The sequence below is a fragment of the Achromobacter sp. MYb9 genome (assembly GCF_002975275.1).
Classification (GTDB): domain Bacteria; phylum Pseudomonadota; class Gammaproteobacteria; order Burkholderiales; family Burkholderiaceae_B; genus Achromobacter.
This window is the reverse complement of the sequence record NZ_PCOQ01000005.1, coordinates 24,978-48,468: the sequence shown is the minus strand read 5'-3', so window position 1 is coordinate 48,468 and position 23,491 is coordinate 24,978. Positions and strand designations below refer to the sequence as shown.

The following is a 23,491-nucleotide window of genomic DNA, read 5'->3' as shown; positions in this document are numbered from 1 at the left end:
TTGGGGCGCCACCGCGCGATCCTGCGTACGGTGCGTCAGGTGCCGCACCCCGGTGAACCGCCTTGATGCCTCATCACGGCGGTGCCCTGCATCTGGCGCTTATTCTTCACAAAAGTTTAAGCATAAAGAATCCCGGATAACCCTAGTTTTCCGGCGCCGGCATCATCAAGCAAAGCCAGCGCGGGCCGCACCAAGCCGCGCAGCAGTTCCGCTTCTGGCCGTGCCCGCGCCAGTACGCGCAGGCCCATCAGCAAGCCGAGCAGCATGCGTGCAAGATCCTCCGCCGACTGCCCGGCGTTGATGGTGCCTGCCTCTTGACCCGCCTTCACGCAACGCAGGAAAAAGGCCTGCATATCCCGCAGCACAAGCGCCAGCGCCTCGCGAAACTCGGCATCGTGCGGCGACAGCTCCAGCGCCGAATTCACGATCATGCAGCCCTTGCGCTGCTCGTCCGCCAGCGACAATTCGATGATCTCGTCAAAGAATGCACCGATAGCCGCCCGAGGCGCCAACTGGGACTCGAAGCGCCTGACCCGTTCACAAAAGCCGCGTTCGACATAATGGGCAAGCGCCCGCTGGTACAACGCGCGCTTGTCTCCAAACGTGTTGTACAGGCTGGGACCCACGATACCCATCGCAGCAGCCAGATCGCGAACCGAGGTCGCTTCATAGCCGCGCGACCAGAAGCACTCGATGGCGGCGTCGAGCGCCGCCGCTTCGTCAAACGCTTTCGGGCGCGCCATATCAACTTTCCTGCGCCGACGCAGGAGGAAAATTCGACGGGAACAACGCGCGCTTGGTCTCGTCGTCGTTCACCGTTTTCCACTGGTGGCTTTTACTAAGCGCCCGAGCGCGTGCGACGGCCGGGCGTGCATCCACGCTGGCAAACCAGCGTTTCAGTTCCGAAAACGGCGCCAGCGGATCTTCGGCACCTTTGCGCACGCGCGAGGCCCGGTCAAGCCAGCCCCACGCCGAAATATCCGCAATCGTGAAGCTGTTGCCGACGATGAACTCGCGTCCCGCCAGATGCTGGTCCAGCACCTGATAGTGCCGCTCGGCCTCCCGGCGATAACGGTTAACGGCGTAGTCCAGGCCAGGGGGTGCGGCAAACTGAAAGTGCACCGCCTGGCCAGAGAACGGCCCCAGCCCCGAGGCAATGAACAGCAGCCACGACAACAATTCGGGCCGATCCTCGGGCGTGCCCGCAAGCTGGCCGGTCTTGTCGGCCAGATAGATCAGGATGGCGGTCGAGTCAAAGACGCGCGCTTCCTTGCCGCCAGGGCCGTCGGTATCAACGATGGCCGGCACTTTGCCATTCGGATTGATGGCCCGAAACGCCGGTGCGTGCTGCTCGCCTTTGCTGGTGTCGACGGGCACGGCTTCGTATGCCAACCCGGTCTCTTCCAGAAAGAGCGCGATCTTGGCAGGGTTAGGCGTCGGATGAAAGTAGAAACGGATCATGGCTGTTGTCTCGCTGTCGTGGTGGTCGATGGGACTGCTACCTGGCGCTTGGGACGGGCTGCCATAAGCACGCCGCCGACGACGGCAAGAAGCGCAACGCCCTCTTCCCACGACGGCAACTCACCCAGAACGGGAATGGCGGCAAGCGCGGCAACCGCCGGTATCAAGGCAATGATGGCCGTCGCGGCGGATGGCCCCAGCAGCGCGACGGATCTGTTGAAGGACACGATAGCCACGCCGCTCATCAAGACGCCCTGATAGAAAGCCTGCAAACCAATTTCGCCGGGCGATGCCAAGGCAAGACGGCTAAGTCCGGCAAACAGGTAGACCGGCAGGAACAGCACGGCCGACCAGAAGCAGATCAGCGCCGCCGCCAGCACCGGCGTCAATGCACTGCGCCGAAACAGCAGCGTATACACGGCCCACATTGCGGCGGCAGTGACCAGCGCCAGCAACCCCACCGGATTCGCGACGCCATGGGCCGAAGCTCCGCCAGCAACCATGCACACCAACCCGATGACGATGGCCAGATAGCCGAGCCACCGCCCCCTGCCCGGCCGTTCTTTCAGGAAGACCCAGGCAAATAGCCCGACGAAGACGGGCATGAGCGTCGGCGCAACCGCCGCTGCCCGGCCGGCGGACGTGAGCTGCAGGCCCAGTGCGACCGCCAGGACGAAGGGCATGCCCCACAGGCAGGCGTATAGCAGCCCTTCTGCCCACTGCGTGGCGGAAATGCGCCTTGCGCCACGCAGCAGCACTGGAAAGAGAATGACGGCCCCGATGCCAAACCGCAACGCGGTGACATCCCACAAGCGCAGTTCCCGCGTCACGCTAAAGCGCGTCACCACGAACCAACCGGCGAAGATCAATACGCTAAGAGCCGCCCAGCCAAGCCCGCGAAGGGTTTGGCGAGACGGTGGTCGGAGTTGGGATACGGGAGCGGGTCCGATGGCGGCGTCCTGGCTGGGGTCGGCAAATCGCGTCATACGGTGACCACCCCTGGAGCAAGCTGGTTGACGGAGGCACTTGCGTTGCAGACGCCGTGCAATGTCAGGGGATTTTATATCGACTGCTATAAAACATGCCAGCGTTGATTTTTCTAGTCCGCCGATGAAGGGCTAACGCGGTGTCGCCGCATCCACAAAGGCGGACAGATCGCGATTGAAGCGCTGCGTCTCCTCCAGAAAGGGCGAGTGCCCCGCCTTTGGGTAGAACCTGCCGATGGCGCCGGCGTTCAGAGCCTTGGCGCGGTTGAAGGACGGTTGGGCTTGAACCAAGGCGTCACCCGCGCCATAGATCAGCAACAGCGGCTTGTGCATGGCTCCCAAGCCCTTGGGCGCATCCAACGACATGCCATGCACGGCGTTCTGCATGTTCTGTGAGGCCATGGCCGCATTCGCCAGCAAACGCTGGAACGTCAGTGCGTCAGGCGGGTTGGCAAAGCACAGCGCCACAAATTCACGCTCGGCATCGAGATGCGTCTTGAGATCCGGCGATGCCATTCCTCGGTACACCTCTGGATGCGACACGATTTGCTCCGGTGTCAGCTCGATAACGCCTCCAACGTATACCGCCCCGGCGATTTGCCCGTCACCATAGGCAGCCAAGTAATTCGTGGTCACGGCGGCGCCCAGCGACCACCCCACCAGGACAGGCTGGCGGGCTCCCGAGCCGGCGATCACCGCTGCCAGGTCATCCGCCCAACGTCGCCCATCACGGTAGGCATCGGCACGCTCAGGCTGACCGGACAAGCCATGCCCGCGCATATCGAACGTAATCAGCCGATAGCGCTGCAACTCCCGGCTGTTGACCTGCTTGTCCCAACTGAGATGGCTGCCCAGCAGTCCATGAATGAAAATGATGGGCTGGCCGTTCGGGTCGCCGGCCTCTTGTACCGCGATGCGCACCCCATCAGGCGCCGTCACGGTGTACGGTTCCACGCCGGCCTGCGCCAGCGCGGATGCAGCCATCAAGACCACTGCGGCAAAACCCTTGCGCCATTGGGTAAAGAGATTGAAAGACAACATGTTGAAGCTCCTTCAAAGGGAAAGAGCCCAGGCTAAAGCCTGACATTAGTGTCACAGTCAAGCGCCGGTGATAAGGTTCGGCTCATGAACCAGACCGAGTCCACCACCCTGCTGAAGATCGGTGCCTTGGCGCAAGCAACCGGCGTCAGCGTACGCGCGATTCGTCACTACGATCAGCACGGTTTACTTGCGTCGACGCGTGCCCAGAATGGATACCGCGCATTCGAGGCGGTGGCCGTCACGCAGGTTAAACAGATCCAGCGTTTGATCGCCACCGGCTTCAGCTTGGAAGAAATTCGCAGCTTTCCGGATTGCATGTTGCTGATCGAAGGGGCGAAGGCATGCGCGGATATCACGGATGCGAAGCGCAAGCGGCTGGCGATATTGGAGAAACAGATAGCGGCGCTGGAGAGACAACGTCAGCGATTAAGGTCGATGTTGATTGAAGGTGGGGAGCAATGAACCGCCGCGAATTTTGCGGAGTCATGCGCCTACTTGATTCTGCTAGTTCTCGCCTGGGCCAATAAGCAAGGACAGCGATCGGCGCATATCGGCAGTAAGCCAACCAGTGGATGTGACGTTAACCCCGCAGGGACGAGGAGGCTCCCAGGTCACCATCTATCGCTCTGTACGGCATCAAGCCGCCGAGCGTTAACGGCGCTTTTTTCCACACAAGCCTTGTCACCGCTGCCAACGTTTCAACTCTTGGCATTTGCATAAGCCGCCAGTCTCCCTGTGAAGTGAAGAACAAACGCGAGCAACACCAATAAGCCGCCGAATAGGCACGCGGTATGCCATCCACCCAGGCGCCAACTAACGCTTGCCCCCCATGAACCTGCTGCGCCACCTAAGAACATGCCGCTCATGAACAGTGTGTTGAGCCGACTTCTAGCCTCTGGTCGAAGTGCGTAAACCACATGTTGGTTGGAGATGAGAGCTAACTGTTCACCAAGGTCCAACAGGATGATGCCGACAATCAGGCCAACAAGGCTGCCCCAGAGGCCAAGAACTGGGTATGACAGCAGCATAATTAGGCAACCAACCCCGATAACGACACGGGGTCCACGATGATCGGCTACGCGGCCAGCGAGTGGGGCAATCAAAATGCCGACCGCACCAACAACCCCCATGAGGCCCGCCACATCAGCGCCCAAGCCGAATGCCTCATGCAGATGCAATGCCAGAATTGTCCATAGACCGATAAAGGAACCGAACAGCGCCGCCTGAATACACGTCGCGCGGCGTAAAAGCGGTTCTTCCCGCCACAGCACGATGAGTGACTTCATAAGGCCAAAGTAGCTGTGGTTTGTCTGGGGCTTGCTGTGTGGAAGCTTGACTAGCAACATTAACCAGGCAATAGCGGTCATCAAGGCCCCTAGCCAAAACGTGGCACGCCAGCCCCAATGATCGCCAGTAAACCCGCCGACAGCCCTACCCAGCAGAAGACCGCAAAGCACGCCGCTCATCACTATGCCGACGACTTGGCCACGGCGACTAGGGGCGGCGAGTTCTGCTGCGAACGGTACGATTTGCTGGGCAACTGACGCTGAAATACCTACAACGGCTGAAGCGATCACAAGCATCCAGGCATTCGGGGCAGCAGCTAGGCATACCAATGCCACGATTAAAGCTGCCGCTTGCCCAAGAATCAATTTTCTCCGATCAATCCGGTCGCCCAGCGGGATCAGAAAAAACAGACCGCAGGCGAACCCCAGTTGCGTAGCCGTTGGGGCCAAATTAACCAGGCTAGTCGCTTGCGGGAATGCCTGATGTAACAGCTCCAGAATTGGCTGGTTGTAGTAAACATTTGCGACGAAGACGCCGCAGGCTACCGCCATCATCATCAGCAGGGAAGTGTCAAGCCGAGGTGCCAATGCAGGCTCTTCAAGGTCGGCAGAGCCCGCCCGAGATTCGCTATCTGCCGTTGTCTGGGACATGGACAGTCTCACAAGGAAGTACAGGGACAGCCATCGTGACGTAGCGCACGGGCGAAGTCTTTGGTCTACAATTTCAGACGTCTGAAATTCAGATCGACTCTCGCGATCTGCCATGTGACGAAAATGCCTACCGGTACAAAGACTCGCCATGAAAGGCCGTCGAAGAGCCCTGATTCGCGCGACGACGATATGGTTGCTTTCGGCCGCTACCAACTGTTCCCGCGTCTGCGACTCTTGTTGAGAGATGGTTTACGACTAGAGTTGGGTGAGCGTGCGCTTGAGGTGCTAGTCCAACTTGTAGGTACAGCGGGCCAGGTGGTGTCCAAAGATGCGCTTCTTTCCCGAATATGGTCGAAAGAAGTCGTCGAAGAAAACAGTTTGCAGGCGCAGATCTCGTCATTGCGAAAAATACTTGGGGACGATCGGGATCTTATTGCAACGGAATTTGGCCGGGGTTATCGATTTACAGGTTCAGTGCAGTCTCATCGGGCGGTAACGTCGTCCATAGGAGCACATCATGCACGGGTCGGTCTGCCGCGCCCGCGGTCCCCTTTGATCGGTCGTGCTGAGGAACTGCTTGAATTAAACCGACTGTTGGCTACCCAAACCCTATGTACGCTCACCGGCCCTGCCGGCATAGGTAAGACCCGTTTGGCGATAGAGGCCGCATCAGAATCCAGCCCTTGTTTTCCCGATGGGGTTTACTTCGCCGACTTGTCGCAACTGGACAGCGCTGCATCAGTATCACCAGCCATTTCGAGCGCGTTGGTGGGACTTGCTGGAACAGGTACACAGTTAGCCTCTCACCCGAGAAGAGCATTACTGGTCGTTGATAACTGTGAACACGTTACGTCAGCCTGTGCAGCAGCCCTCGAGCGGCTTCTGGAATCCGATTCTCGACTGACCGTGCTACTCACCAGCCAGACCCCATTGGGGTTGGACGGTGAGCAGGTCTACCGGCTCAGTCCTCTCACCGTCCCCCCGCACACCATCAACGCAGCAAACGCACAAAACTACAGTGCTGTTGAACTGTTTGTACGCCGTGTAACTTCCGCAGACTATCATTTCGAGCTTACGGAAAAGAACGTAGAGCAGGTCACGACGTTATGCAGGGCGCTCGATGGGGTTCCACTGGCATTGGAAATCGCCGCAGCTCGCGTGCCATCGCTCGGTCTCGCAGCGGTCACCGACGATTTAGCCCTTTCATCCGGATTGCTTGCCGCTCAGAAACGCCAGACCCCGGGTCGCCACCGGACTCTGGGTGATGCCTTGAAGTGGAGTTACCAGTTACTTAACTCCGTAGAGCAAACGGTGTTCCAGGAACTGGCCATTTTCCCTGGCGATTTCACTATTACCACCGCAGAACGGATCGTAGGCGCCCAGCCGGAAGGCTCTTCCAGACTGGTCGATGTTCTTTACGGCCTCGTCGAAAAATCGCTGATCACGCTGCAGGCCGGAACCCAGCCGACTCGCTATCGCTATCTGACCATGCTACGGGCGTACGCCTTGGAGCAGCTTGCAGACCGCGCGCCGGCCATGGCTGAGAAGCATGCACGCTTTGTTGAAGAATTAGTTTCTCAAGCCCAACGGGATTGGATGTCTCTGCCCACGACACAATGGAGGAGACAATACGAACACCACATCGATGACATCAGGTCTGCTCTTGCCTGGGCATTCTTAGATAATCAGCACCGCACCCTAGGGCTGCGCATCCTGGCCAACTCAGCCCCGTTCTGGATACAACTATCACTCCATGACGAGTGTCGCGAGAGGATTACGGACGTACTGGAAGAAACAAAAGCTCCTGCCATTGAGGAGCAGCAGGAGATGATGATTCAGGCTGCACTGGCCACTTCGTTAACCTGGTCACGTGGACCGATTCCGGCCAACGGGCAGGCTTGGACAAGGGCCGGCGATCTCGCCCTGAGACTGGATGATAAGGAAACACAGCTCCAAGCTGAATATGGCCTATGGCTCTTTCATCTCCGTAGCGGACGCTACGCACAAGCCCTCCGGCACGGGAAAAGCATGGCGGATTTAGCCCTGAGGCATCGCGACCAAGCTGCACTTCTGACAGCACGTCGCCTGATCGGGACATCTCATCATTTTTTGGGCAATCACACTGAAGCTTTGATTGAAATTGAATCCATGCTCGACAGTTATGCGCGCGACGAACGTCATGGATCCCATTTCAGATTCGGATTGGACCAGCGTGTGGCTGGCTGGGCCTTTCTTTCTCGCATTCTGTGGTTAATGGGGAACGCGACTAAAGCTCGACGGGCCGCCCGAGTAGCGATTGATGAGGCTATGGCGCTGGATCACGCCTGCACCTTATGCTGTGCCCTTGCGGAGGGAAGCTGTACTGTGGCGGCACTTTCAGGAGACGTCGAAGAAGTCGCGCGCGTATCGCAGCAGCTCAATCAAGTGGCAGGAAATCACGGCCTGGAGTTTTGGGGACTCTATGGATCGGCCTTTTCGCTTTGGGCGCAAGTGTTCCAAGAACCCAATGCTGTCTCTTTCCTGGATCTTCAATCAGCAATCGAGACGCTTCAAACGCACGGATTCGACCCAACTTATTCCGTTTTTTTATCTGACTTTGCAAACGCGATGGTCGAACAGGGGCGTACCCGAGAAGCAGCCAAACTCATCAATGCCTACCTGACAGGTGGCGCCGCCAGAGGGCAGCTTTGGAACGCCCCCGAGCTCATGAGGATCAAGTCCCGGACGCTATCGAATAAGTCGTCTGGACGCGCATCGAAATCAGAGATTTTGCAGCAGGCGTTGACGCTGGCACGCACTCAGGGGGCCAAAGCATGGGAACTCAGACTAACGGCCGACTGAAGAAAATCGGACAAGGGTCAAATCACTCTACCGACGACCAGCGCAGCCGTCCGAACTCCCCGCGTCGAGCGCAACACGCGGCACCTGCGCATCACTGACGAAGGCCGCGCCGTCGCTGAGCGTGCCCGCCCGGCGTTGGCCTTGCTGGACGAGGCCGCCGACGTGGCCCGGCAAGGTGCACAGACGCTGACGGGCATGCTGCGCATGACGGCGCCGGTGCCGCTGGGAGTCCGTTATCTGGCACCGGTCATCACTGCCTTTCGCGAGCGCCATCCCCAGTCGGGCTTCGATTTGCAGTTGAGCGACCATGTGGTCGATCTGTACGGCGGCGATATTGACCTGGCCGTGCGCGTCGGCCAGCTCGCCGACTCCCGGCTGGTCAGCCGCAAGCTAGCCGACAGTCGACGCATTCTTGTAGCGGCGCCGGCCTATCCGCGAGACATGGGCGCTCGTTCGCATCCCCGCAAGTTGCATCGGCCCCCATGCCTGCTGTTTGCCTATTCAGGCTTGCGACAAGCACAGCGTCCGCGGCGGCAAAACCGAGATGGTGGAAATCATGGGCGACCTGCGCAGCGACAACGGCGATGCCCTGCGTGCCTGGAGCGTTGCCGGCATGGGGCTCTCGCTACGCGAGACCTGGCATGCCGCCGAGGAACTGCGCAGCGGTGCCCTGGTGCGCGTCATGCCCGAATGGGCGGAACCTGCGACGCCCATCCAGGCAGTGCACGTCCAGCGCGACCCTGTGCCGCCCCGGATCGGCGCTTTCGTGGTTGACGAAACTCCATCGCTATACCCTCATCCAGGCACTTCGGTGCGTTGAGCACGGTTCTCTCGCATCTGCCAGAGCATCCAGACAATCCCCAACCCCACGGCCACCGCACCGACCCAGGCTGTACTGGTCAGCCCCATCGCTTCCAGGCTGACACCCCCCAGCAGCGCCCCCAGCGCGATGCCGCCATTGAAGCCGGCGATATTCAGCCCAGCCGCCACTGCCGGTGCCTGCGGCGCGTGGATGTGCGACAGCCCGATCACCCGCGCCTGCAAGGCAGGCACCGCCGCATAGGTCAGCGCACCCAACAGGCCCGTCCACAACACCATCAATGGCAGCGATGGCGCCGATGCCCAGATCGCCAACAGCACGACAGCCAGGCCGACCAGCACGGTCATCACGGCGAAGTCCGCGCCCTTGCGGTCGGTCAGGCGTCCACCCCAGATGTTGCCGATGGCGGCCATCACGCCGTAGCCCAGCATCAGCAGGCTGGCCGTGCTCTCGCTGACGTTCGTCACCTGCCGCAGAATCGGCGAAATGTAGGTGTAGAGCGCGAACGACCCCGCATACGCCAACACGGTGATGCCGGCCCCGGCCAGCAGGCGCGGATTGAACATCGCTATCAGGCCATCCATCGCGTTGGCCTGCGCTGAGGCGTCGTTCCGATCCGTCGGCATCAGGGCCAGCAGACCCAGAAAGCCAATCAGGCCGCTCGCGGCTACTGCCATGAAGATCACCTGCCAGCTCAACACGCTGCCCAGGTAGGTGCCAAGTGGCACCCCCAGCGCCAGGGCCAGCGTCAGGCCGCCGAACACCACCGCCACCGCTGCACCGGCACGATGCCGCCCCGCCAGTTGGGTTGCCACGCTGGATGCCACGGCGAGAAACACCCCATGCCCCAGGCCCGAAGCAAAGCGGGCAATTAGCATGGGCGTCAGTGCATCCGACAAGCTGACCACCGCATTGCCCAGCGTGAACAGCCCCATCGCCACCAGCAGCAGCCGTTTGCGCGGCCAGCGGGTCGCCAGCGCAGTCAGGCCCGGCGCACCAATCACCGCACCCAGCGCATAGGCCGTAACCGCCGTGCCGACCTGGCTAACGCTGGCATGCAGATCAGCGGAAATAGTAGACACCAGGCCGATGGTGACGAACTCGGTAAAGCCCAGGGCGAACGCGCAAAGCGCGAAGACGTAGATGACGAACGGCATACGTGGACTCATGGTTCAGACTCGCTTTTCGGCCAACACCCGATGCGGATGCGTGACCTCGGACAGATAGGAACCACTGAGCGCGGCGTCGGCGGCGCCGGCCGGTCCCTTGCGATCGTGGCGGGTCAGGACGAAAAGGATGCGATGGGTCATCGGAGGCTCCTGCAAGCGAGTCAAGCACACCGCCGAGCGCCTCCGGCGGAGGCGCGCGCGTTGCGGCATGCGAAGTAAGAAACCTCATTTTGGTGAATCCGGTATATCCTTTAAATGACCAAAATAGACAAACACTTTCCCCGGAATGACCCAAATGGCCCTGCGCAACCTAGATGACCTGGTGGTGTTCGTGCACGTGGTGGAGCGCCAGAGCTTTTCCGCCGCCGCACGCGACCTGCACCTCGCGCCTAAGACGGTCAGCAAGCAGATCGCCCGGCTGGAACAGGCGTTGGGCACCACGCTGTTCGAGCGCAACACCCGTAACTTGCGAATCACCGGCGAAGGCCGCGCCATCGCCGAGCGCGCACGGGTTGCCCTGTCGGTGTTGGAAGAAGTGCAGGAACTGGCGACCGGGGCAAGCCAGGAACTGAGCGGCACCATCCGCCTGACCGCGCCCACGCCGTTCGGGCGCAAGTTCGTCGCCCCGGCGATCCACGATTTCTGCCGCCTGCATCCCCGCGTCGGCTTCGACCTGCGCCTGTCCGATCAGGTGCAGGATCTGTATAGCGGCGACCTCGACCTGGCGATCCGCATGGGCGAGTTGGCGGATTCGCGGCTGGTGGCGCGGCGCGTGGCCGACAACCGGCGCATCCTGGCTGCCTCTCCGGCCTACCTAAAAGCGCACGAACAACCCGCGCAACCGGAAGAACTGGAGCGGCACAACTGTCTGGTGTTCGCGTATCCGGGCATGCTGCAAAGCACCTGGCCGCTGCGTAAAGGCCGCCGGGAGAAGCCTGTTGCAGTCAGCGGCACGCTGTGCAGCGACAGCGGTGACGTGCTGCATGCGTGGTGCCTGGCTGGGTTGGGTATCTCGCTGCGCGAGACCTGGGACATCCACGAGGAACTGCGCGACGGCCGGCTGGTGCGCGTGTTGCCGGAATGGGAAGCCACGCCCTCGAAGATCAGCATTGTGAGGGCGCGGCGAGAGCCCGTGCCTCGTCGGCTAACGGCGTTCAGCGACTTTTTGTTTGATCGCTGGCAGCAAGCGCCGTGGGACAGTTGATGCGGCTTGACTGAGCCGCGTACGCTGCGACGATAAATCGATAGCGCTCGTTGAGAGATGGGATAGAGAGCTGCTGGGCGAGATTTTTACCGTCAAAGACGGTAAAAACCTCAATAGTGAACGAGAGTGTCTTAATCCGGCCTCGATTCTTACCGATAGTCCTCGAAGGACGTCAAATCACTCCCACTCAATCGTCGCCGGCGGCTTGCTCGAGACGTCATAAACCACGCGGTTAATCCCGCGCACTTCATTAATAATCCGCGAAGAAACGCGAGCCAGCAGCGGGTGCGGCAGCGGCGCCCAGTCGGCCGTCATGAAGTCAAACGTCTGGACGGCACGCAAGGCAACAACGTACTCATACGTCCGCCCATCGCCCATCACGCCCACCGACTTCACCGGCAGGAACACGGCGAACGCTTGGGACGTCAGCTCGTACCAGGTCAGGCCGCTGGCCTCATCCTTGGTGTTCCGCAGTTCTTCGATGAAGATCGCGTCGGCGCGGCGCAGCAGTTCGGCATATTCATGCTTCACTTCGCCCAGGATCCGCACGCCCAGACCCGGACCGGGGAACGGATGGCGATACACCATCTGCGGCGGCAGGCCCAACGCAACACCCAGTTCGCGGACTTCGTCCTTGAACAGTTCGCGCAGGGGTTCCAGCAGTTGCAGGTTCAGCGTGTCCGGCAGGCCGCCCACGTTGTGGTGCGACTTGATCGACGTGGCCTTGCCCGTCTTGGCGCCGGCGGATTCGATGACGTCGGGATAGATCGTGCCCTGGGCCAGCCACTTGGCGCTTTGCTGCTTGCCGGCTTGTTCCTGGAACACTTCGACGAATTCGCGGCCGATGATCTTGCGCTTGGCTTCCGGGTCGGCAACGCCGGCCAGCTTGCCCATGAATTGCGCGGTGGCATCGACGTGAATGATCTTCACGCCCATGTTTTCAGCGAAGGTCTGCATGACCTGCTTGCCTTCGTCCAGGCGCAACAGGCCGTGGTCGACGAAGACGCAGGTGAGCTGGTCGCCGATGGCCTTGTGGATCAGCGCGGCAGCAACGGACGAATCCACGCCGCCGGACAGGCCCAGGATGACTTCGTCGGTGCCGACTTGCTCGCGGATGCGGGCAACGGCTTCCGAGACGTAGTCGGGCATGTTCCAGTCGCCCTGGCATTCGCAGATCTCGTTCACGAAGCGGGCAAGCATGGCCTTGCCTTGGACGGTGTGCGTGACTTCGGGGTGGAACTGAACGGCGTAGAAGCGGCGGTCTTCGTCGGCCATGCCGGCGATGGGACACGACGGCGTGGACGCCATCAGCTTGAAGCCCGGGGGCAGCTCGGTGACCTTGTCGCCGTGGCTCATCCAGACCTTCAGCATGCCGTGGCCTTCAGGCGTGTCGAAGTCTGCCAGGCCTTCCAGCAGCTTGGTGTGGCCGTGGGCGCGGACTTCGGCGTAGCCAAATTCGCGGTGGTCCGAGAAGCTGACCACGCCGCCCAGTTGCTGCGCCATGGACTGCATGCCGTAGCAGATGCCCAGCACGGGCACGCCCAGCTCGAACACGGCGTGCGGCACGCGCATGGAGCCTTCTTCGTAGGCCGAAGCGTGGCTGCCGGACAGGATGATGCCCTTCAGGCCTTGCGCCATTTGGTCGCGCACGAAGGCGTCGTCGACGTCGCCGGGGTGCACTTCGGAATAGACGCCGGCTTCGCGGACGCGGCGGGCAATCAGTTGGGTGACTTGCGAGCCGTAATCAAGAATGAGGATGCGCTGGTGCATTGAGCTCTACCGATTAAATAAAACCGCACCGGCAGAACCGCTGTTGTTAATGCGATTCTGCCGGTGCGTGATGCATGACATTGTAGTTGACTGTACTGGATCAGTCGGCGCGGTAGTTGGGCGCTTCCTTGGTGATCTGCACGTCGTGTACGTGGGACTCGCGCACGCCGGCGGAGGTGATCTCCACGAATTCGGCCTTGGTGCGCATGTCGTCGATGGTTGCGGCGCCGCAATAGCCCATCGAAGCGCGGATGCCACCGACCAGTTGGAAGATGATGGCCAGCACGCTGCCCTTGTAGGGGACGCGGCCTTCGATGCCTTCCGGAACCAGCTTGTCGGCGTTGTTGGACGGATCCTGGAAGTAGCGGTCGGCGGAGCCGTCCGTCATCGCGCCCAGGCTGCCCATGCCGCGGTACGACTTGTACGAGCGGCCCTGGAACAACACAACTTCGCCCGGCGCTTCTTCCGTGCCGGCGAACATGCCGCCCATCATGCAGGCGAACGCGCCGGCGGCCAGCGCCTTGGCGACGTCGCCCGAATAGCGGATGCCGCCGTCGGCGATCAGCGGAACGCCCGTGCCTTCCAGCGCCTTGGCAACTTCGGAGATGGCATGGATCTGCGGCACGCCCACACCCGCGACGATGCGCGTGGTGCAGATGGAGCCGGGGCCGATACCGACCTTCACGCCGTCAGCGCCGTACTCGACCAGCGCGCGCGCGGCGGCGGCGGTGGCGATGTTACCGCCAATGACTTCAACCTTGGGGTAGTTCTGCTTGACCCAGCGCACGCCTTCCAGCACGCCCTTGGAGTGGCCGTGGGCCGTGTCGACGATCAGGACGTCGACGCCTGCCGCAACCAGCTTCTCCACGCGCTCTTCGGTGCCAGCGCCCACGCCTACCGCTGCGCCAACACGCAGCTGGCCTTGGCCGTCTTTGCTGGCCATCGGGTGTTCGGTGTTTTTGACGATGTCTTTGACGGTGGCCAGGCCACGCAGCTCAAAGCCGTCGTTCACGATCAGCACGCGTTCCAGACGGTGCTTGTGCATCAGGGCCTGCGCTTCGTCCAGCGTGGCGCCTTCCTTCATGGTGACCAGGCGTTCCTGCGGCGTCATGATGTTGCGCAGGGGCTGATCCAGGTTTTCTTCAAAACGCAGATCGCGGTTGGTCACGATGCCGACCAGCTTGCGGCCTTCGACCACCGGCAGGCCCGAGATGCCATGCTGGCGCTGCAACGCAATGGCGTCGCGCACTTTCATCTGGGGGGTGACGGTGACCGGATCGATCACGATGCCGAATTCGTGGCGCTTGACGCGAGCCACTTCACGGGCTTGGGCATCGGCGGACAAATTCTTGTGAATGATCCCGATGCCGCCCTCTTGCGCCATGGCGATGGCCAGACGCGATTCGGTGACGGTGTCCATGGCGGCGGACACAAGGGGGATATTCAGGCTGATATTGCGAGTCAGGCGCGTGGCCAGGGAGGTGTCGCGCGGCAACACCTCGGAATACGCAGGCACCAACAACACATCGTCGAAGGTGAGCGCTTTTTGAACGAGACGCATGGGTAACTCCGGGCGCAAAGCAAGATTATACGCCGCCTGCATGTTTTGACTAGGTGTTCACCCTAGGTTTGTACGGAATTTTTGCGGTTCGGCACGCAGGAGAAAGCTGCAAATCGCCTCACCATCCGGCCCCGTTTTATGTGCCCCGCTTTGCGCGCCGCATGAATTATTTTACCCGGATAATATTGACAGCTATTTTTACCCGGACCATAATCCACCACTACTTCTTCGAACCTACTTCTTTCTCGGCTCGGGCATCGGACCCTAATTACCATGAACGTCATCGCCTCTTCTCCTCGCTACACCGCATTCGAAGGCCACCGCATGTTGGCCGCCGGGCCTTTGGCCGAGGTGGCGCTGGCCGTCAAACGCGCGCTGGCCAACCAGAACGGCCACGCGTTGTTGGTGTTTCAAGACGGCACCGGTCTGCAAACGGACCTGGACCTGAGCGGCGACGACGCGCAGATCATCGCGCGCCACACTCCGCCACCGAATGCAGACGCGCCGACCGCCGAACCCGACGCCGCTGACGTGGCCGATGTGGCGGACGCCGCGCCGCGCGGGCGGGGCCGGCCGAAACTGGGTGTGGTGCCCCGGGAAGTCACCCTGCTTCCTCGGCACTGGGACTGGCTGGGCGCGCAGCCCGGCGGCGCGTCCGTGGCGTTGCGCAAACTGGTGGAACAGGCGCGCCGCGAGAACGACGCCCGCGACCAACAGCGCCAACGGCAGGAAGCGGCCTACCGCTTCATGTCCAGCATCGCCGGCAACCTGACGGGTTTCGAAGAAGCGACCCGGGCGCTCTATGCGGAAGACCAGGGGCGCTTTGCGCAGTGCATTGCCACGTGGCCGCATGACGTGCGGGCCTACGCAATGAGCCTGGCCTGGGCAGCGCCCGCTTAAGCCGAAAGGTTGCAGGCCGCGCCGCTGGCCGGCCCTGCCGCAGCCGGAAGCAGAAGCGGAAGCGAAAGCGGATACGACGAACAGGAAGGCCGCATTAACGTGTTCACCATCCGGCGGTTTCGGTACCATTGCGTTGAGTTCGCATTTACCTTCCCCACTCTCCGGATCGCTGGCATGCCACAACTTGTACTGCTGCTTTTGGGCGTCCCCTATCTGCGCAAGCGTTGGCGCGCGCTCTTCGTCCTGGGCATCGTCTTCCTGGTGGCGGGCGTGGCTGTCTTTATCGACGCTCTTGACGACGCCCTGTACTTTCCCCTGAACGCCTTTGCCGTCCTCATCATCATTGAAGGGCTGGCGACGCTGCTGATCGCCTCTTCCGGCGTGGGCGGCCAGCGCGTCCTGCGCTACACCAAGGGCGTTTTCGTGCTGCTGGCGGGCACCTTGATTCTGATCGGGCACCATCACGGGCACTTTGTGCTGTCGATGATTTTCGGCGCGCTGTTCCTGATGGACGGCGTGCTGCAATGCCTGGCCGCCTATGTCGTGCGATACGACCGCTGGCGCTACGCTTTCGGCGCCGGGGTGGCCGAAATCCTGCTGGCTATTTTCTTCTTCCAGCCCTATCCCACGAACTACGTGGGCACGGTGCCGTATTGCCTGGGGCTGTTCCTGGCCATTGCAGGTTTGAAATTGCTGTGGCTGGCGCGGCGCGTCAAATACCTGGCCTCCAACCCGGCGTTTGCCGCCAACGACTCGTCTGACTATCTGCCCGCCGAACCCGCGGCGCCGGCGCCTGTCTGGGATGGTCCGCCCGCCGATTCCGAACGTGCCCTTACCGTACACGTCTGGACGCCGTCCGGGTCGGCCAAGGCGCAAACGCGCAACTATCCGCTCGTCGACCGGTATATCGCCGCCGTCGACGTGAATGGCGTGATCTCCACCGGCCATGCGGCAATGGAGTCCCCCGAAGGCATCTACATCAGCCTGTATCCCAAGGAAGAAATCGACCGGTCGCCCGACGAGTTCGGCAACCTGCTGCGCGCGACGCCCGACAACGACATTCCCGGCGTATACCAGCCCGATTACGCGACCGAATCCAAGGCCTGGTGCCCGTCAACCACACGCGTGCGCATTCGGAATTACGACGCGGAAAAGCTGGCCGCATTCTGGGAGGAATACCGGCAGGACAGCACCTACAACCTGACCCACCGCAATTGTTCGAGTTCGGTGGCGCGCGCGCTTGACGCCGCGCTGGACGGCGTGGTCGGCCGCCTGCATGGCAGCCGGGCGGGATGGGGCGTCCTGATCCGGCTACTGCTGACGCCCGAGCTTTGGGTGGCCTCGCAGATCCGCAAGCGCGCCATCACCATGGCCTGGACGCCGGGACTGACCTTGGACTATGCCCGCGCGATGAGCATGTTGGCGGATCCGCGGCCGTTCGGCTGGTGGAAAATGTCGCAGAAGGCACTGCGCCACATCGCCGAGCTTCGCGCGGGCTGGCGGGCCCAGGACCGTAGCGCTAGCGGACAACGCCCGCAAGCGGCCGAGGGCCTGCGCGGCCCGGGGCCCGAAGCCTGAGCGCCTGCCCCTGGACACGGCGCCCCGGCACTTTTTTATCGTGGGCGAAATGCGCTTTAATCGGTACAGACGGGCGGGCTTTCCACGCCCGCGCAAACTATAGGGTGCGCCATGTCCATCGCCAAGAACTTCCTGCTATATGACGGAGACTGCCCCTTCTGCTCGAATTACGTGCGGATGCTGCAACTGCAAAAAGCCGTGGGCCCGATCGATCTGCTGAATATGCGCGACCACCCGGATATGGCGGTGGCCTACAAGGCGCAAGGCTACGACTTGAACCAGGGCATGCTGCTGCATCTGGACGGCCAGGACTATTGGGGCGCCGACTGCATCAACCGGCTGGCGTTGATCAGCACCGGCAACGACCTGTTCAATAGCGTCAACGCCGCCGTTTTCCGCAACCCGTGCCTGTCGAACGCGCTCTACCCCTTCATGCGCACGGGCAGGAGCCTGGCGCTGACCTTGCTGGGCAAGAAGAAGATGCAGATGTGATGCCGCCGCGGCCGTGGCGGGCGCCCCAGGCGCAATCATTTCGCCGGGGCATCCACCACCCGTTGAAGGAAGGCGTCCAGCGCCGGGTTGTCGTGCTGCGCATGCCAGGCCAGATACATGTCGGCATACAGGTTGCGCTGACCAATGGGACGAAACTCCACGCCTTCAAACCGCAGCTCCCGCGCCGAATCCGGCACGATGCCCACGCCCAACCCCGCCCGCACGAGCGCCAGCAAGGTGTGCGTCTGCCCTGCCCGCTGCACATAGTCCGGCTGCACATCGGCCAGCCCGAAGGCGCCCACGATACGGTCATAGAAGTACTTCCCTTCGCGCGGCGAATACAGCACGAAAGGCTGCCCCTGCAATAGGCGCAGCGGCACGGTGTCGTGTTCGCACAAGGGGGAGCCCGCGGGCAACGCCAGCACCAGCGGTTCGCGTTCGATCAGCCGGGATTCGATTCCTGCCTGCTGCGGCACGCTGCGCGCCAGGATGACGTCGAGTTCGCGCGCCAGCAGCAGCCGCGCCAGATCGGTGCTGACCGTTTCGCGAAGCTGGATCTCGACGCCCGCCAGCAGCTTGCGCGCCAACATGATCATCGACGGCATCAGCCGATAGGATGCGACGGCAGTGAAACCCAGCGTGATATGGCCGGCATCGCCACCCGAGGTGCGCCTTGCCGTCGCAGCCGCGCGCGCCGAGAACTCCAGCAGATGGCGCGCGTCGCGCAGGAACCGCCTGCCCGCCGCGCTAAGCAGCACCTGTCGGCTATTGCGTTCAAACAGCGTCACGCCCAGGTCTTGCTCCAGCAGCTGGATCTGCCGAGAGAGGGGCGGCTGCGTCATGCATAGCCGTTCGGCCGCCCGGCCGAAATGCAGCTCTTCTGCCACCGCGATGAAGCACTCCAGCTGACGAAATTCCATCGATTCAATCCTTGAATTGATCAATGCTATTTATAGCTCGAACGGCTATCTATCGGTAGCCGTTTTTATACTCGGCGACAAGGCCGCAAAGCCGGCCCGCAGGATCAAAAGGAGCATTTTCGCAGCACGTTTCATTCGCGGCAGCTGCCGCCCCACGCCTAAAAAGAGAAGAGAGACATGGAGACAACCCCCATCGCCCGACAACGCGTCCGGCTCATCGCCGCGGCGCTGGCCCTGGCCGCCACCGCCGCGTTGCCCTGGAACGCCAGCGCCGCCGGATATCCCGAGCGCCCGATCAACCTGATCGTCCCGTTCTCACCGGGCGGGGGCACCGACATTTCGGCTCGCCTGCTGGCCGCTGCGTTGGGCGACAAGCTGGCGTCTTCGGTGGTGGCGGACAACCGTCCGGGCGCGGGCGGGCAGATCGCCGCCGACCTCGTGGCGCGGTCGCCGGCCGACGGCTACACGTTGCTGTTCGCCAATTCCGGCATGCTTGCCATCAACCCGTGGATCTATAAGCTGCATTCGGACCCCGCCACCGCGTTCGCGCCCGTTTCGCTGTTTTCAGACCTGCCTTTCGTGTTGGTCGTGCCAACGGGATTGCCCGCCAAGGACGTCGCCGGACTGGTGACACTGGCGCGCGCGGAGCCGGGCAAGCACACGTTTGCCAGCTCGGGCACCGGCGGCGCTCCGCACCTGTCCGCCGAGATATTCCAGCAAGCCACCGGTGTGGATCTGATGCATGTGCCTTACAAGGGCGGTGGTCCGGCCATGACCGACCTGATGGCGGGCCGGGTGGACATGCTGTTTGCCTCCGTCCTGGAAACCATGCCGTACGTCAATGGCGGCAAGTTGCGCGCGTTGGCGGTGACAGGCGCCACGCGCTCGCCCGCCATGCCAGATGTGCCGACGATCGACGAGGCCGGCGTGAAGAACGCGCAGTCCGGCTCCTGGACCGCCGTGCTTGCGCCTGCCGGCACGCCGCCTGCAGTCATCGAAAAGCTGTCGCAGGCGATCCGCGACATCGCCGCCGACCCCGCAATGAAGACCAAGCTGGAATCCCAGGGCGCGGTGGCGCACGGTTCCACGCCGCAGCAGTTGCAGGAGCTGGCCGCCAGCGAACGCGCCCGCTACGGGCAGATCATCAAGACCCGCAATATCCAGACGAACTGACCTCTATCCGGCCCGGTCACCGGGCCATTTCTTAAAGCCGTATCCATGACCGATTCCCTGCCCGCTTCCGCCCCCCACCTGCTGATGGTCGGCCCCCTGCTGCCCGAACTGGTGGCCGACCTGGCGTCCCGCTACCACGTCCATCGCTTGTGGGAAGCCGCCGATCCCGCCGCGCTGCTGCGCGAGCATGGCCCCGCCATCCGCGGCATTGCCACCAGCGGGCGTTTTGGCGCCACCCGCGAACTGATCAGCGCCTTGCCGGCGCTGGAAGGCATTTTCAGTTTTGGCGTGGGCTACGACACCATCGACCTGACGGCGGCGCAAGAACGCGGCGTGGTCGTCACGAACACGCCCGGCGTGCTGGATGCGTGCGTGGCCGACACGGCGTTGGCGTTGATGCTGGCCGCGCCGCGCCGTATCGCCGAAGCGGACCGCTTCGTGCGTGCCGGACGCTGGCCGAACGAAGGTTTCCCACTGGGCACGCGCATGACCGGCAAGCGCTGCGGCATTGCCGGCCTGGGCAATATCGGCTTGCAGATCGCCCGTCGCGCCGCCGCCTTCGACATGGAAATTCTCTACACCAGCCGCAAACCGCGCGCCGACGCGCCCGCCGACTACCGCTATTGCCCCGATATCACGTCATTGGCCGCCGCCTGCGATTTTCTGGTGCTGGCCGTGCCGGGCGGCAGCGCGACGCGCCACTTGGTGAATGCGGAAGTACTGGATGCGCTGGGGCCGCAAGGCTGGCTGATCAACATCGCGCGGGGCACGGTCGTTGACGAAGCCGCGCTGGTCAGCGCGTTGCAAGACAAACGCATCGCCGGCGCGGGGCTGGACGTGTTCGAACACGAACCCGCCACACCTGCCGCGCTGCATGCCATGGACAACGTGGTGCTGCTGCCGCATATCGCCAGCGGCACGCACGAAACCCGCCGCGCCATGGCCGACCTGATGGTCGCGAACCTGGATGGCTGGTTTCGGGATGAAAAGGTGCTGACGCGGGTCGTTTGATCCGGCGGCGGACCGCGCCTATTCGCTGACCCATTGCAGCTTGGGCGACGGCGCGCCCTGCTGCTGGAAATACAGGATGGCCTCTTTGGCCAGTTCGCGGCACACGCATTGATACTGCTGATAGCTGCCGGACTGGCCGCCCACCACCACGTTCTGGTCGTGGTCTTCGGATTTGGACCGGTCAACCAGCGTATAAATGCGCGCGTCGTCATCCAGCGTGATCGACACCACGTACCCGCCATCGCCGCCACCGCCAATCGCCATGACGGTTTCATCTTCCGTCACGAACGCGGTGGAGCTGAATTCGGCGCCATCCAAGCGGTCCAGCGCGGCAAGCAAGTCGGCATCCGAAGGATCGACGCGTTCGCTGACCGCGGCACGTTCGCCTTGGCGTCGTTCTTCGATGAGTTTTCTTATTTTCATGGATTCGGATCCCCCGATTATGGTTAGCAAGCCGGCCGCGGACATTGTCGCCGGGCGGGCGCGTGGAGACACCCACGTGAAAGCGCCTGCCAGTCTAACCGGCTTGCTTCAAACCCGAGGGGCACGCGCGGAATGCGGCTGTTGCAATTGACCGCTGGAATCCCCGACGAGCCGGGCGTAACGTGGTTGGACGGCATATGCCGCGTCGCCTGAAAAGGTACGCACCATGACGTCCCACACGCCCCGCTCTTCCCACTCGCCCGCCGGACCGTCTGCGCCCGACATGGCGGCGTCTCCGCACGCCGAGAAAGACCGCGCCAAAGCGGACCACTTGCAAGAAGAAGCCCGGCGCAAGGCGCTGGCCAACACCCAGCACAAGGAAAGCCCGCGGAATTTATCCGCGCCGCGCTATCACGGCGGACACCGCGGCGGTTGACGGCCGATAGCCAGATAATCGGCCCCGCTGCGGCAATACTGCGGAAATACGGCGAAAGAATACAACCACTTGTTTCTTTCGCCGGTGGCGATCTGCGCCCTTTATACGAGCCAAAGACCCTGCGCTTCCTTCCTGAACGCGCTTGGCAGACAGCGGCCGCGCAACGCTTAGCGCGGTAACGATTTGGAAAATAATCGCATTGAAATATGTGACACGAAAGCCGACCATCGCCCATTGGATTAGACCGGGCGAATCAAGGAGACTTATCGTGAATCCGATCAGACCCGCAGTAGCGGCCTGTGCGCTGGGCGCCATGCTGACGCTAGCCACTTTCGGCCATACGGCCAACGCCCAGGCCGCAGCCGATGCGACGGCCGCCAAACCGTTGGCGACGGGCCTGACTGAGACCGGCAGCGCCGAAGGCCAGGTCGTCGAAGCCGTGCGCAGCGGCGATATCCTGACCCTTAAGGTCCGGTTCAAACCCATCGTGCCCGGCAAGACCGAGATGGTCTATTCGCAGATCACCCAAAACGATTACGAAGACAGCTTCTATGTCATTGCGGGCAACAAAAAGCACCTGCTGCTGAAAGACAGCAACGATAAACCGCTGACCAATCCCAAACTGGTGCTCAAGACCTCTAAAGACGCCCCCATCGCCGGCGCCTGGCAGGGAAAATTTCCCGCGCCGCCTAAAGACATCACTGAAGTGTCCTTGACGATACCGGGTGTCGAGACCTTCGACGCCATCAAGATCACCGACCGATAGCCCATGGCCGCCGCCCGGAACCTGTCGGCCGCCGTTGCCGCGCTGCTGCTCGCAGCCAGCGGCGCCCACGCGCAAGAGCCGCCCTACAAAGCCGAAGTACTGGACCTGCGCGCGACGATTTTGGACCTGAAAGGGTTTCCGTCCGACACGGGGGGCGGCGTTTCTGACCTGTCTGCGCAGATAGGCGACCTGGCCGGCCGCCACGAAGGCTTATCCGTGCGCCAGGACAAGGACGCCGTCACGGTATCGATGCTGGGCGATGTGCTGTTCGATTTCGACAAGGCCGATATCCGGCCGGCCGCCGAACCCGCCCTGCAGGATATTGCGCGCGCGATCCAGGCGGCGCCGGCTGGCTCGGCCCGTGTGGCCATTGAAGGCCATACCGATTCCAAGGGCACCGCGTCGTATAACCAGACGCTGTCATTAAAGCGGGCGAATGCCGTATTGCAGTGGCTGACGAATCACGGCGTGGATAAGGGGCGTTTAACCGCCAAGGGCTACGGTGATGCCCGGCCCGTACAGCCCAACACGCTGGCAAATGGCGCCGACAATCCGAAAGGACGCGCGCAGAACCGGCGGGTGGAATTCGTGTTGCCCAAACACTGAGGCGGGATAGCGCGGCGCAAGAGCGCTTGCGGCCGCTCACCCCGCTATATAAGGATGAGAGAAACAGACCTACCGGTCGCGCTCTTCCTCCTCCTCTTCCTCTTTCGACTTGACCTCCTCCAGCTTCACCATTTGCGTACTGCCATGCGTGGCGGCACACTGGTCGGGCTGCTGTGAGCTTTTCACGCACTCGGCAAAAGCCAAGGCAGCATCCACGGTGGCGAAGTGGTACGAATGGCCGTTGGTAAAAGCAACCTTTCCTTCGACTGAGCAATCCATCAGGCCTCCGAATGACTATTGATTTGTGGTTTTCGAGCGCGGTAGCGGCAGCACGTTTATGACTGGTCTCCCCAATAACCAAATGGCCAGCGTCGCTTTGGGGGTTCGGGCGGGGGA

The 23,491-nt window shown here is 62.1% G+C and carries 25 protein-coding genes and 1 pseudogene; 13 read left to right on the top strand and 13 right to left on the bottom strand.

Annotation, left to right across the window (positions count from 1 at the left end):
- Nucleotides 1-116: 116 nt before the first annotated feature.
- The 4 genes from CQ050_RS09975 to CQ050_RS09960 form a co-directional block, all read right to left on the bottom strand.
- Nucleotides 117-743, bottom strand: coding sequence for a TetR/AcrR family transcriptional regulator (locus CQ050_RS09975; protein ID WP_105556672.1), 627 nt, complete (start codon nt 741-743; stop codon nt 117-119).
- Between the two features lies 1 nt (nt 744).
- Nucleotides 745-1,461: a glutathione S-transferase family protein gene (locus CQ050_RS09970; RefSeq protein ID WP_105556671.1), complete on the bottom strand. Its 717-nt coding sequence runs from the start codon at nt 1,459-1,461 to the stop codon at nt 745-747.
- Entirely contained in the window at nt 1,458-2,447 is a 990-nt protein-coding gene (locus tag CQ050_RS09965; RefSeq protein ID WP_105556670.1) for a DMT family transporter, read from the bottom strand. Before CQ050_RS09965 ends, CQ050_RS09970 begins: the two co-directional genes overlap by 4 nt.
- A gap of 132 nt (nt 2,448-2,579) precedes the next feature.
- The gene (locus CQ050_RS09960) at nt 2,580-3,488 is read right to left on the bottom strand and encodes an alpha/beta fold hydrolase (protein ID WP_105556669.1); all 909 of its coding nucleotides are present in this window, start codon (nt 3,486-3,488) and stop codon (nt 2,580-2,582) included.
- Nucleotides 3,489-3,572: 84 nt separating this feature from the next.
- On the opposite strand from CQ050_RS09960, the gene CQ050_RS09955 reads away from it, so the two are divergent.
- Nucleotides 3,573-3,950 carry a MerR family transcriptional regulator gene (locus CQ050_RS09955; protein ID WP_105556668.1) on the top strand — a complete coding sequence of 126 codons (378 nt, stop codon included), beginning with the start codon at nt 3,573-3,575 and terminating at the stop codon, nt 3,948-3,950.
- Between the two features lie 236 nt (nt 3,951-4,186).
- Here CQ050_RS09955 and CQ050_RS09950 read toward each other — a convergent pair whose 3' ends face one another.
- Nucleotides 4,187-5,425 (bottom strand): MFS transporter, encoded by a 1,239-nt coding sequence (locus tag CQ050_RS09950; RefSeq protein ID WP_105556667.1) that lies wholly within the window; start codon nt 5,423-5,425, stop codon nt 4,187-4,189.
- Between the two features lie 123 nt (nt 5,426-5,548).
- On the opposite strand from CQ050_RS09950, the gene CQ050_RS09945 reads away from it, so the two are divergent.
- Nucleotides 5,549-8,266: a winged helix-turn-helix domain-containing protein gene (locus tag CQ050_RS09945; protein WP_146121016.1), complete on the top strand. Its 2,718-nt coding sequence runs from the start codon at nt 5,549-5,551 to the stop codon at nt 8,264-8,266.
- 27 nt (nt 8,267-8,293) lie between these two features.
- On the opposite strand, the gene CQ050_RS30825 is transcribed toward CQ050_RS09945, so the two are convergent.
- Entirely contained in the window at nt 8,294-8,575 is a 282-nt protein-coding gene (locus tag CQ050_RS30825) for a hypothetical protein (RefSeq protein ID WP_158266042.1), read from the bottom strand.
- On the opposite strand from CQ050_RS30825, the pseudogene CQ050_RS31295 reads away from it, so the two are divergent.
- Both CQ050_RS31295 and CQ050_RS31245 read left to right on the top strand, forming a co-directional pair.
- Nucleotides 8,462-8,722, top strand: a pseudogene (locus tag CQ050_RS31295) (LysR substrate-binding domain-containing protein); the annotation flags it as partial. The gene CQ050_RS30825 and the pseudogene CQ050_RS31295 overlap by 114 nt on opposite strands.
- 88 nt (nt 8,723-8,810) lie before the next feature.
- On the top strand, nt 8,811-9,086 hold the full coding sequence (locus CQ050_RS31245) for a LysR substrate-binding domain-containing protein (protein ID WP_105556665.1): 276 nt from the start codon (nt 8,811-8,813) through the stop codon (nt 9,084-9,086).
- Here CQ050_RS31245 and CQ050_RS09930 read toward each other — a convergent pair.
- The gene (locus CQ050_RS09930) at nt 9,062-10,255 is read right to left on the bottom strand and encodes an MFS transporter (RefSeq protein WP_105556664.1); all 1,194 of its coding nucleotides are present in this window, start codon (nt 10,253-10,255) and stop codon (nt 9,062-9,064) included. The two genes, CQ050_RS31245 and CQ050_RS09930, sit on opposite strands and share 25 nt — an antisense overlap.
- Before the next feature lie 3 nt (nt 10,256-10,258).
- Entirely contained in the window at nt 10,259-10,396 is a 138-nt protein-coding gene (locus tag CQ050_RS09925) for a hypothetical protein (protein ID WP_199196779.1), read from the bottom strand.
- 154 nt (nt 10,397-10,550) lie between these two features.
- Between CQ050_RS09925 and CQ050_RS09920 the strand changes: the two genes are divergently transcribed.
- Nucleotides 10,551-11,459 (top strand): LysR family transcriptional regulator, encoded by a 909-nt coding sequence (locus CQ050_RS09920; protein ID WP_233213928.1) that lies wholly within the window; start codon nt 10,551-10,553, stop codon nt 11,457-11,459.
- Nucleotides 11,460-11,636: 177 nt separating this feature from the next.
- Here the strand turns inward: CQ050_RS09920 and guaA are convergent, their stop codons facing one another.
- Together guaA and guaB are read right to left on the bottom strand one after the other, a co-directional pair.
- Nucleotides 11,637-13,229 carry a glutamine-hydrolyzing GMP synthase gene (gene guaA, locus CQ050_RS09915; protein WP_105556662.1) on the bottom strand — a complete coding sequence of 531 codons (1,593 nt, stop codon included), beginning with the start codon at nt 13,227-13,229 and terminating at the stop codon, nt 11,637-11,639.
- 100 nt (nt 13,230-13,329) lie between these two features.
- Nucleotides 13,330-14,790, bottom strand: coding sequence for an IMP dehydrogenase (gene guaB / locus CQ050_RS09910; RefSeq protein WP_006224233.1), 1,461 nt, complete (start codon nt 14,788-14,790; stop codon nt 13,330-13,332).
- 273 nt (nt 14,791-15,063) lie between these two features.
- Here guaB and CQ050_RS09905 point away from each other — a divergent pair, with 273 nt between their 5' ends.
- The 3 genes from CQ050_RS09905 to CQ050_RS09895 all read left to right on the top strand — a co-directional run bounded on the left by CQ050_RS09905 (nt 15,064) and on the right by CQ050_RS09895 (nt 17,760).
- Nucleotides 15,064-15,690: a DUF2239 family protein gene (locus CQ050_RS09905; protein ID WP_105556661.1), complete on the top strand. Its 627-nt coding sequence runs from the start codon at nt 15,064-15,066 to the stop codon at nt 15,688-15,690.
- 174 nt (nt 15,691-15,864) lie between these two features.
- Nucleotides 15,865-17,268, top strand: a complete 1,404-nt coding sequence (locus CQ050_RS09900) for an HdeD family acid-resistance protein (RefSeq protein WP_105556660.1) — start codon at nt 15,865-15,867, stop codon at nt 17,266-17,268.
- A 111-nt stretch (nt 17,269-17,379) separates the two neighbouring features.
- Nucleotides 17,380-17,760: a DCC1-like thiol-disulfide oxidoreductase family protein gene (locus tag CQ050_RS09895; protein ID WP_105556659.1), complete on the top strand. Its 381-nt coding sequence runs from the start codon at nt 17,380-17,382 to the stop codon at nt 17,758-17,760.
- A gap of 35 nt (nt 17,761-17,795) precedes the next feature.
- Here the strand turns inward: CQ050_RS09895 and CQ050_RS09890 are convergent, their stop codons facing one another.
- Nucleotides 17,796-18,680, bottom strand: coding sequence for a LysR family transcriptional regulator (locus tag CQ050_RS09890; RefSeq protein WP_105556658.1), 885 nt, complete (start codon nt 18,678-18,680; stop codon nt 17,796-17,798).
- A 177-nt stretch (nt 18,681-18,857) separates the two neighbouring features.
- Between CQ050_RS09890 and CQ050_RS09885 the strand changes: the two genes are divergently transcribed.
- Together CQ050_RS09885 and CQ050_RS09880 are read left to right on the top strand one after the other, a co-directional pair.
- A complete protein-coding gene (locus tag CQ050_RS09885; protein ID WP_105556657.1) occupies nt 18,858-19,853 on the top strand; it encodes a tripartite tricarboxylate transporter substrate binding protein in 996 nt (331 codons plus the stop codon).
- Between the two features lie 45 nt (nt 19,854-19,898).
- Nucleotides 19,899-20,864: a 2-hydroxyacid dehydrogenase gene (locus tag CQ050_RS09880; RefSeq protein ID WP_105556656.1), complete on the top strand. Its 966-nt coding sequence runs from the start codon at nt 19,899-19,901 to the stop codon at nt 20,862-20,864.
- Between the two features lie 18 nt (nt 20,865-20,882).
- Here the strand turns inward: CQ050_RS09880 and CQ050_RS09875 are convergent, their stop codons facing one another.
- Complete coding sequence (locus CQ050_RS09875; protein ID WP_105556655.1) at nt 20,883-21,287, bottom strand: Imm1 family immunity protein; 405 nt, start codon at nt 21,285-21,287, stop codon at nt 20,883-20,885.
- 226 nt (nt 21,288-21,513) lie between these two features.
- On the opposite strand from CQ050_RS09875, the gene CQ050_RS09870 reads away from it, so the two are divergent.
- The 3 genes from CQ050_RS09870 (at nt 21,514) to CQ050_RS09860 (ending at nt 23,095) form a co-directional block, all read left to right on the top strand.
- Nucleotides 21,514-21,723, top strand: coding sequence for a hypothetical protein (locus CQ050_RS09870; RefSeq protein WP_105556654.1), 210 nt, complete (start codon nt 21,514-21,516; stop codon nt 21,721-21,723).
- 268 nt (nt 21,724-21,991) lie between these two features.
- A complete protein-coding gene (locus tag CQ050_RS09865; RefSeq protein WP_233213926.1) occupies nt 21,992-22,489 on the top strand; it encodes a hypothetical protein in 498 nt (165 codons plus the stop codon).
- A gap of 3 nt (nt 22,490-22,492) precedes the next feature.
- Complete coding sequence (locus CQ050_RS09860; RefSeq protein ID WP_105556653.1) at nt 22,493-23,095, top strand: OmpA family protein; 603 nt, start codon at nt 22,493-22,495, stop codon at nt 23,093-23,095.
- Nucleotides 23,096-23,164: 69 nt separating this feature from the next.
- On the opposite strand, the gene CQ050_RS09855 is transcribed toward CQ050_RS09860, so the two are convergent.
- Nucleotides 23,165-23,374: a hypothetical protein gene (locus tag CQ050_RS09855; protein ID WP_105556652.1), complete on the bottom strand. Its 210-nt coding sequence runs from the start codon at nt 23,372-23,374 to the stop codon at nt 23,165-23,167.
- Between the last annotated feature and the right edge of the window lie 117 nt (nt 23,375-23,491).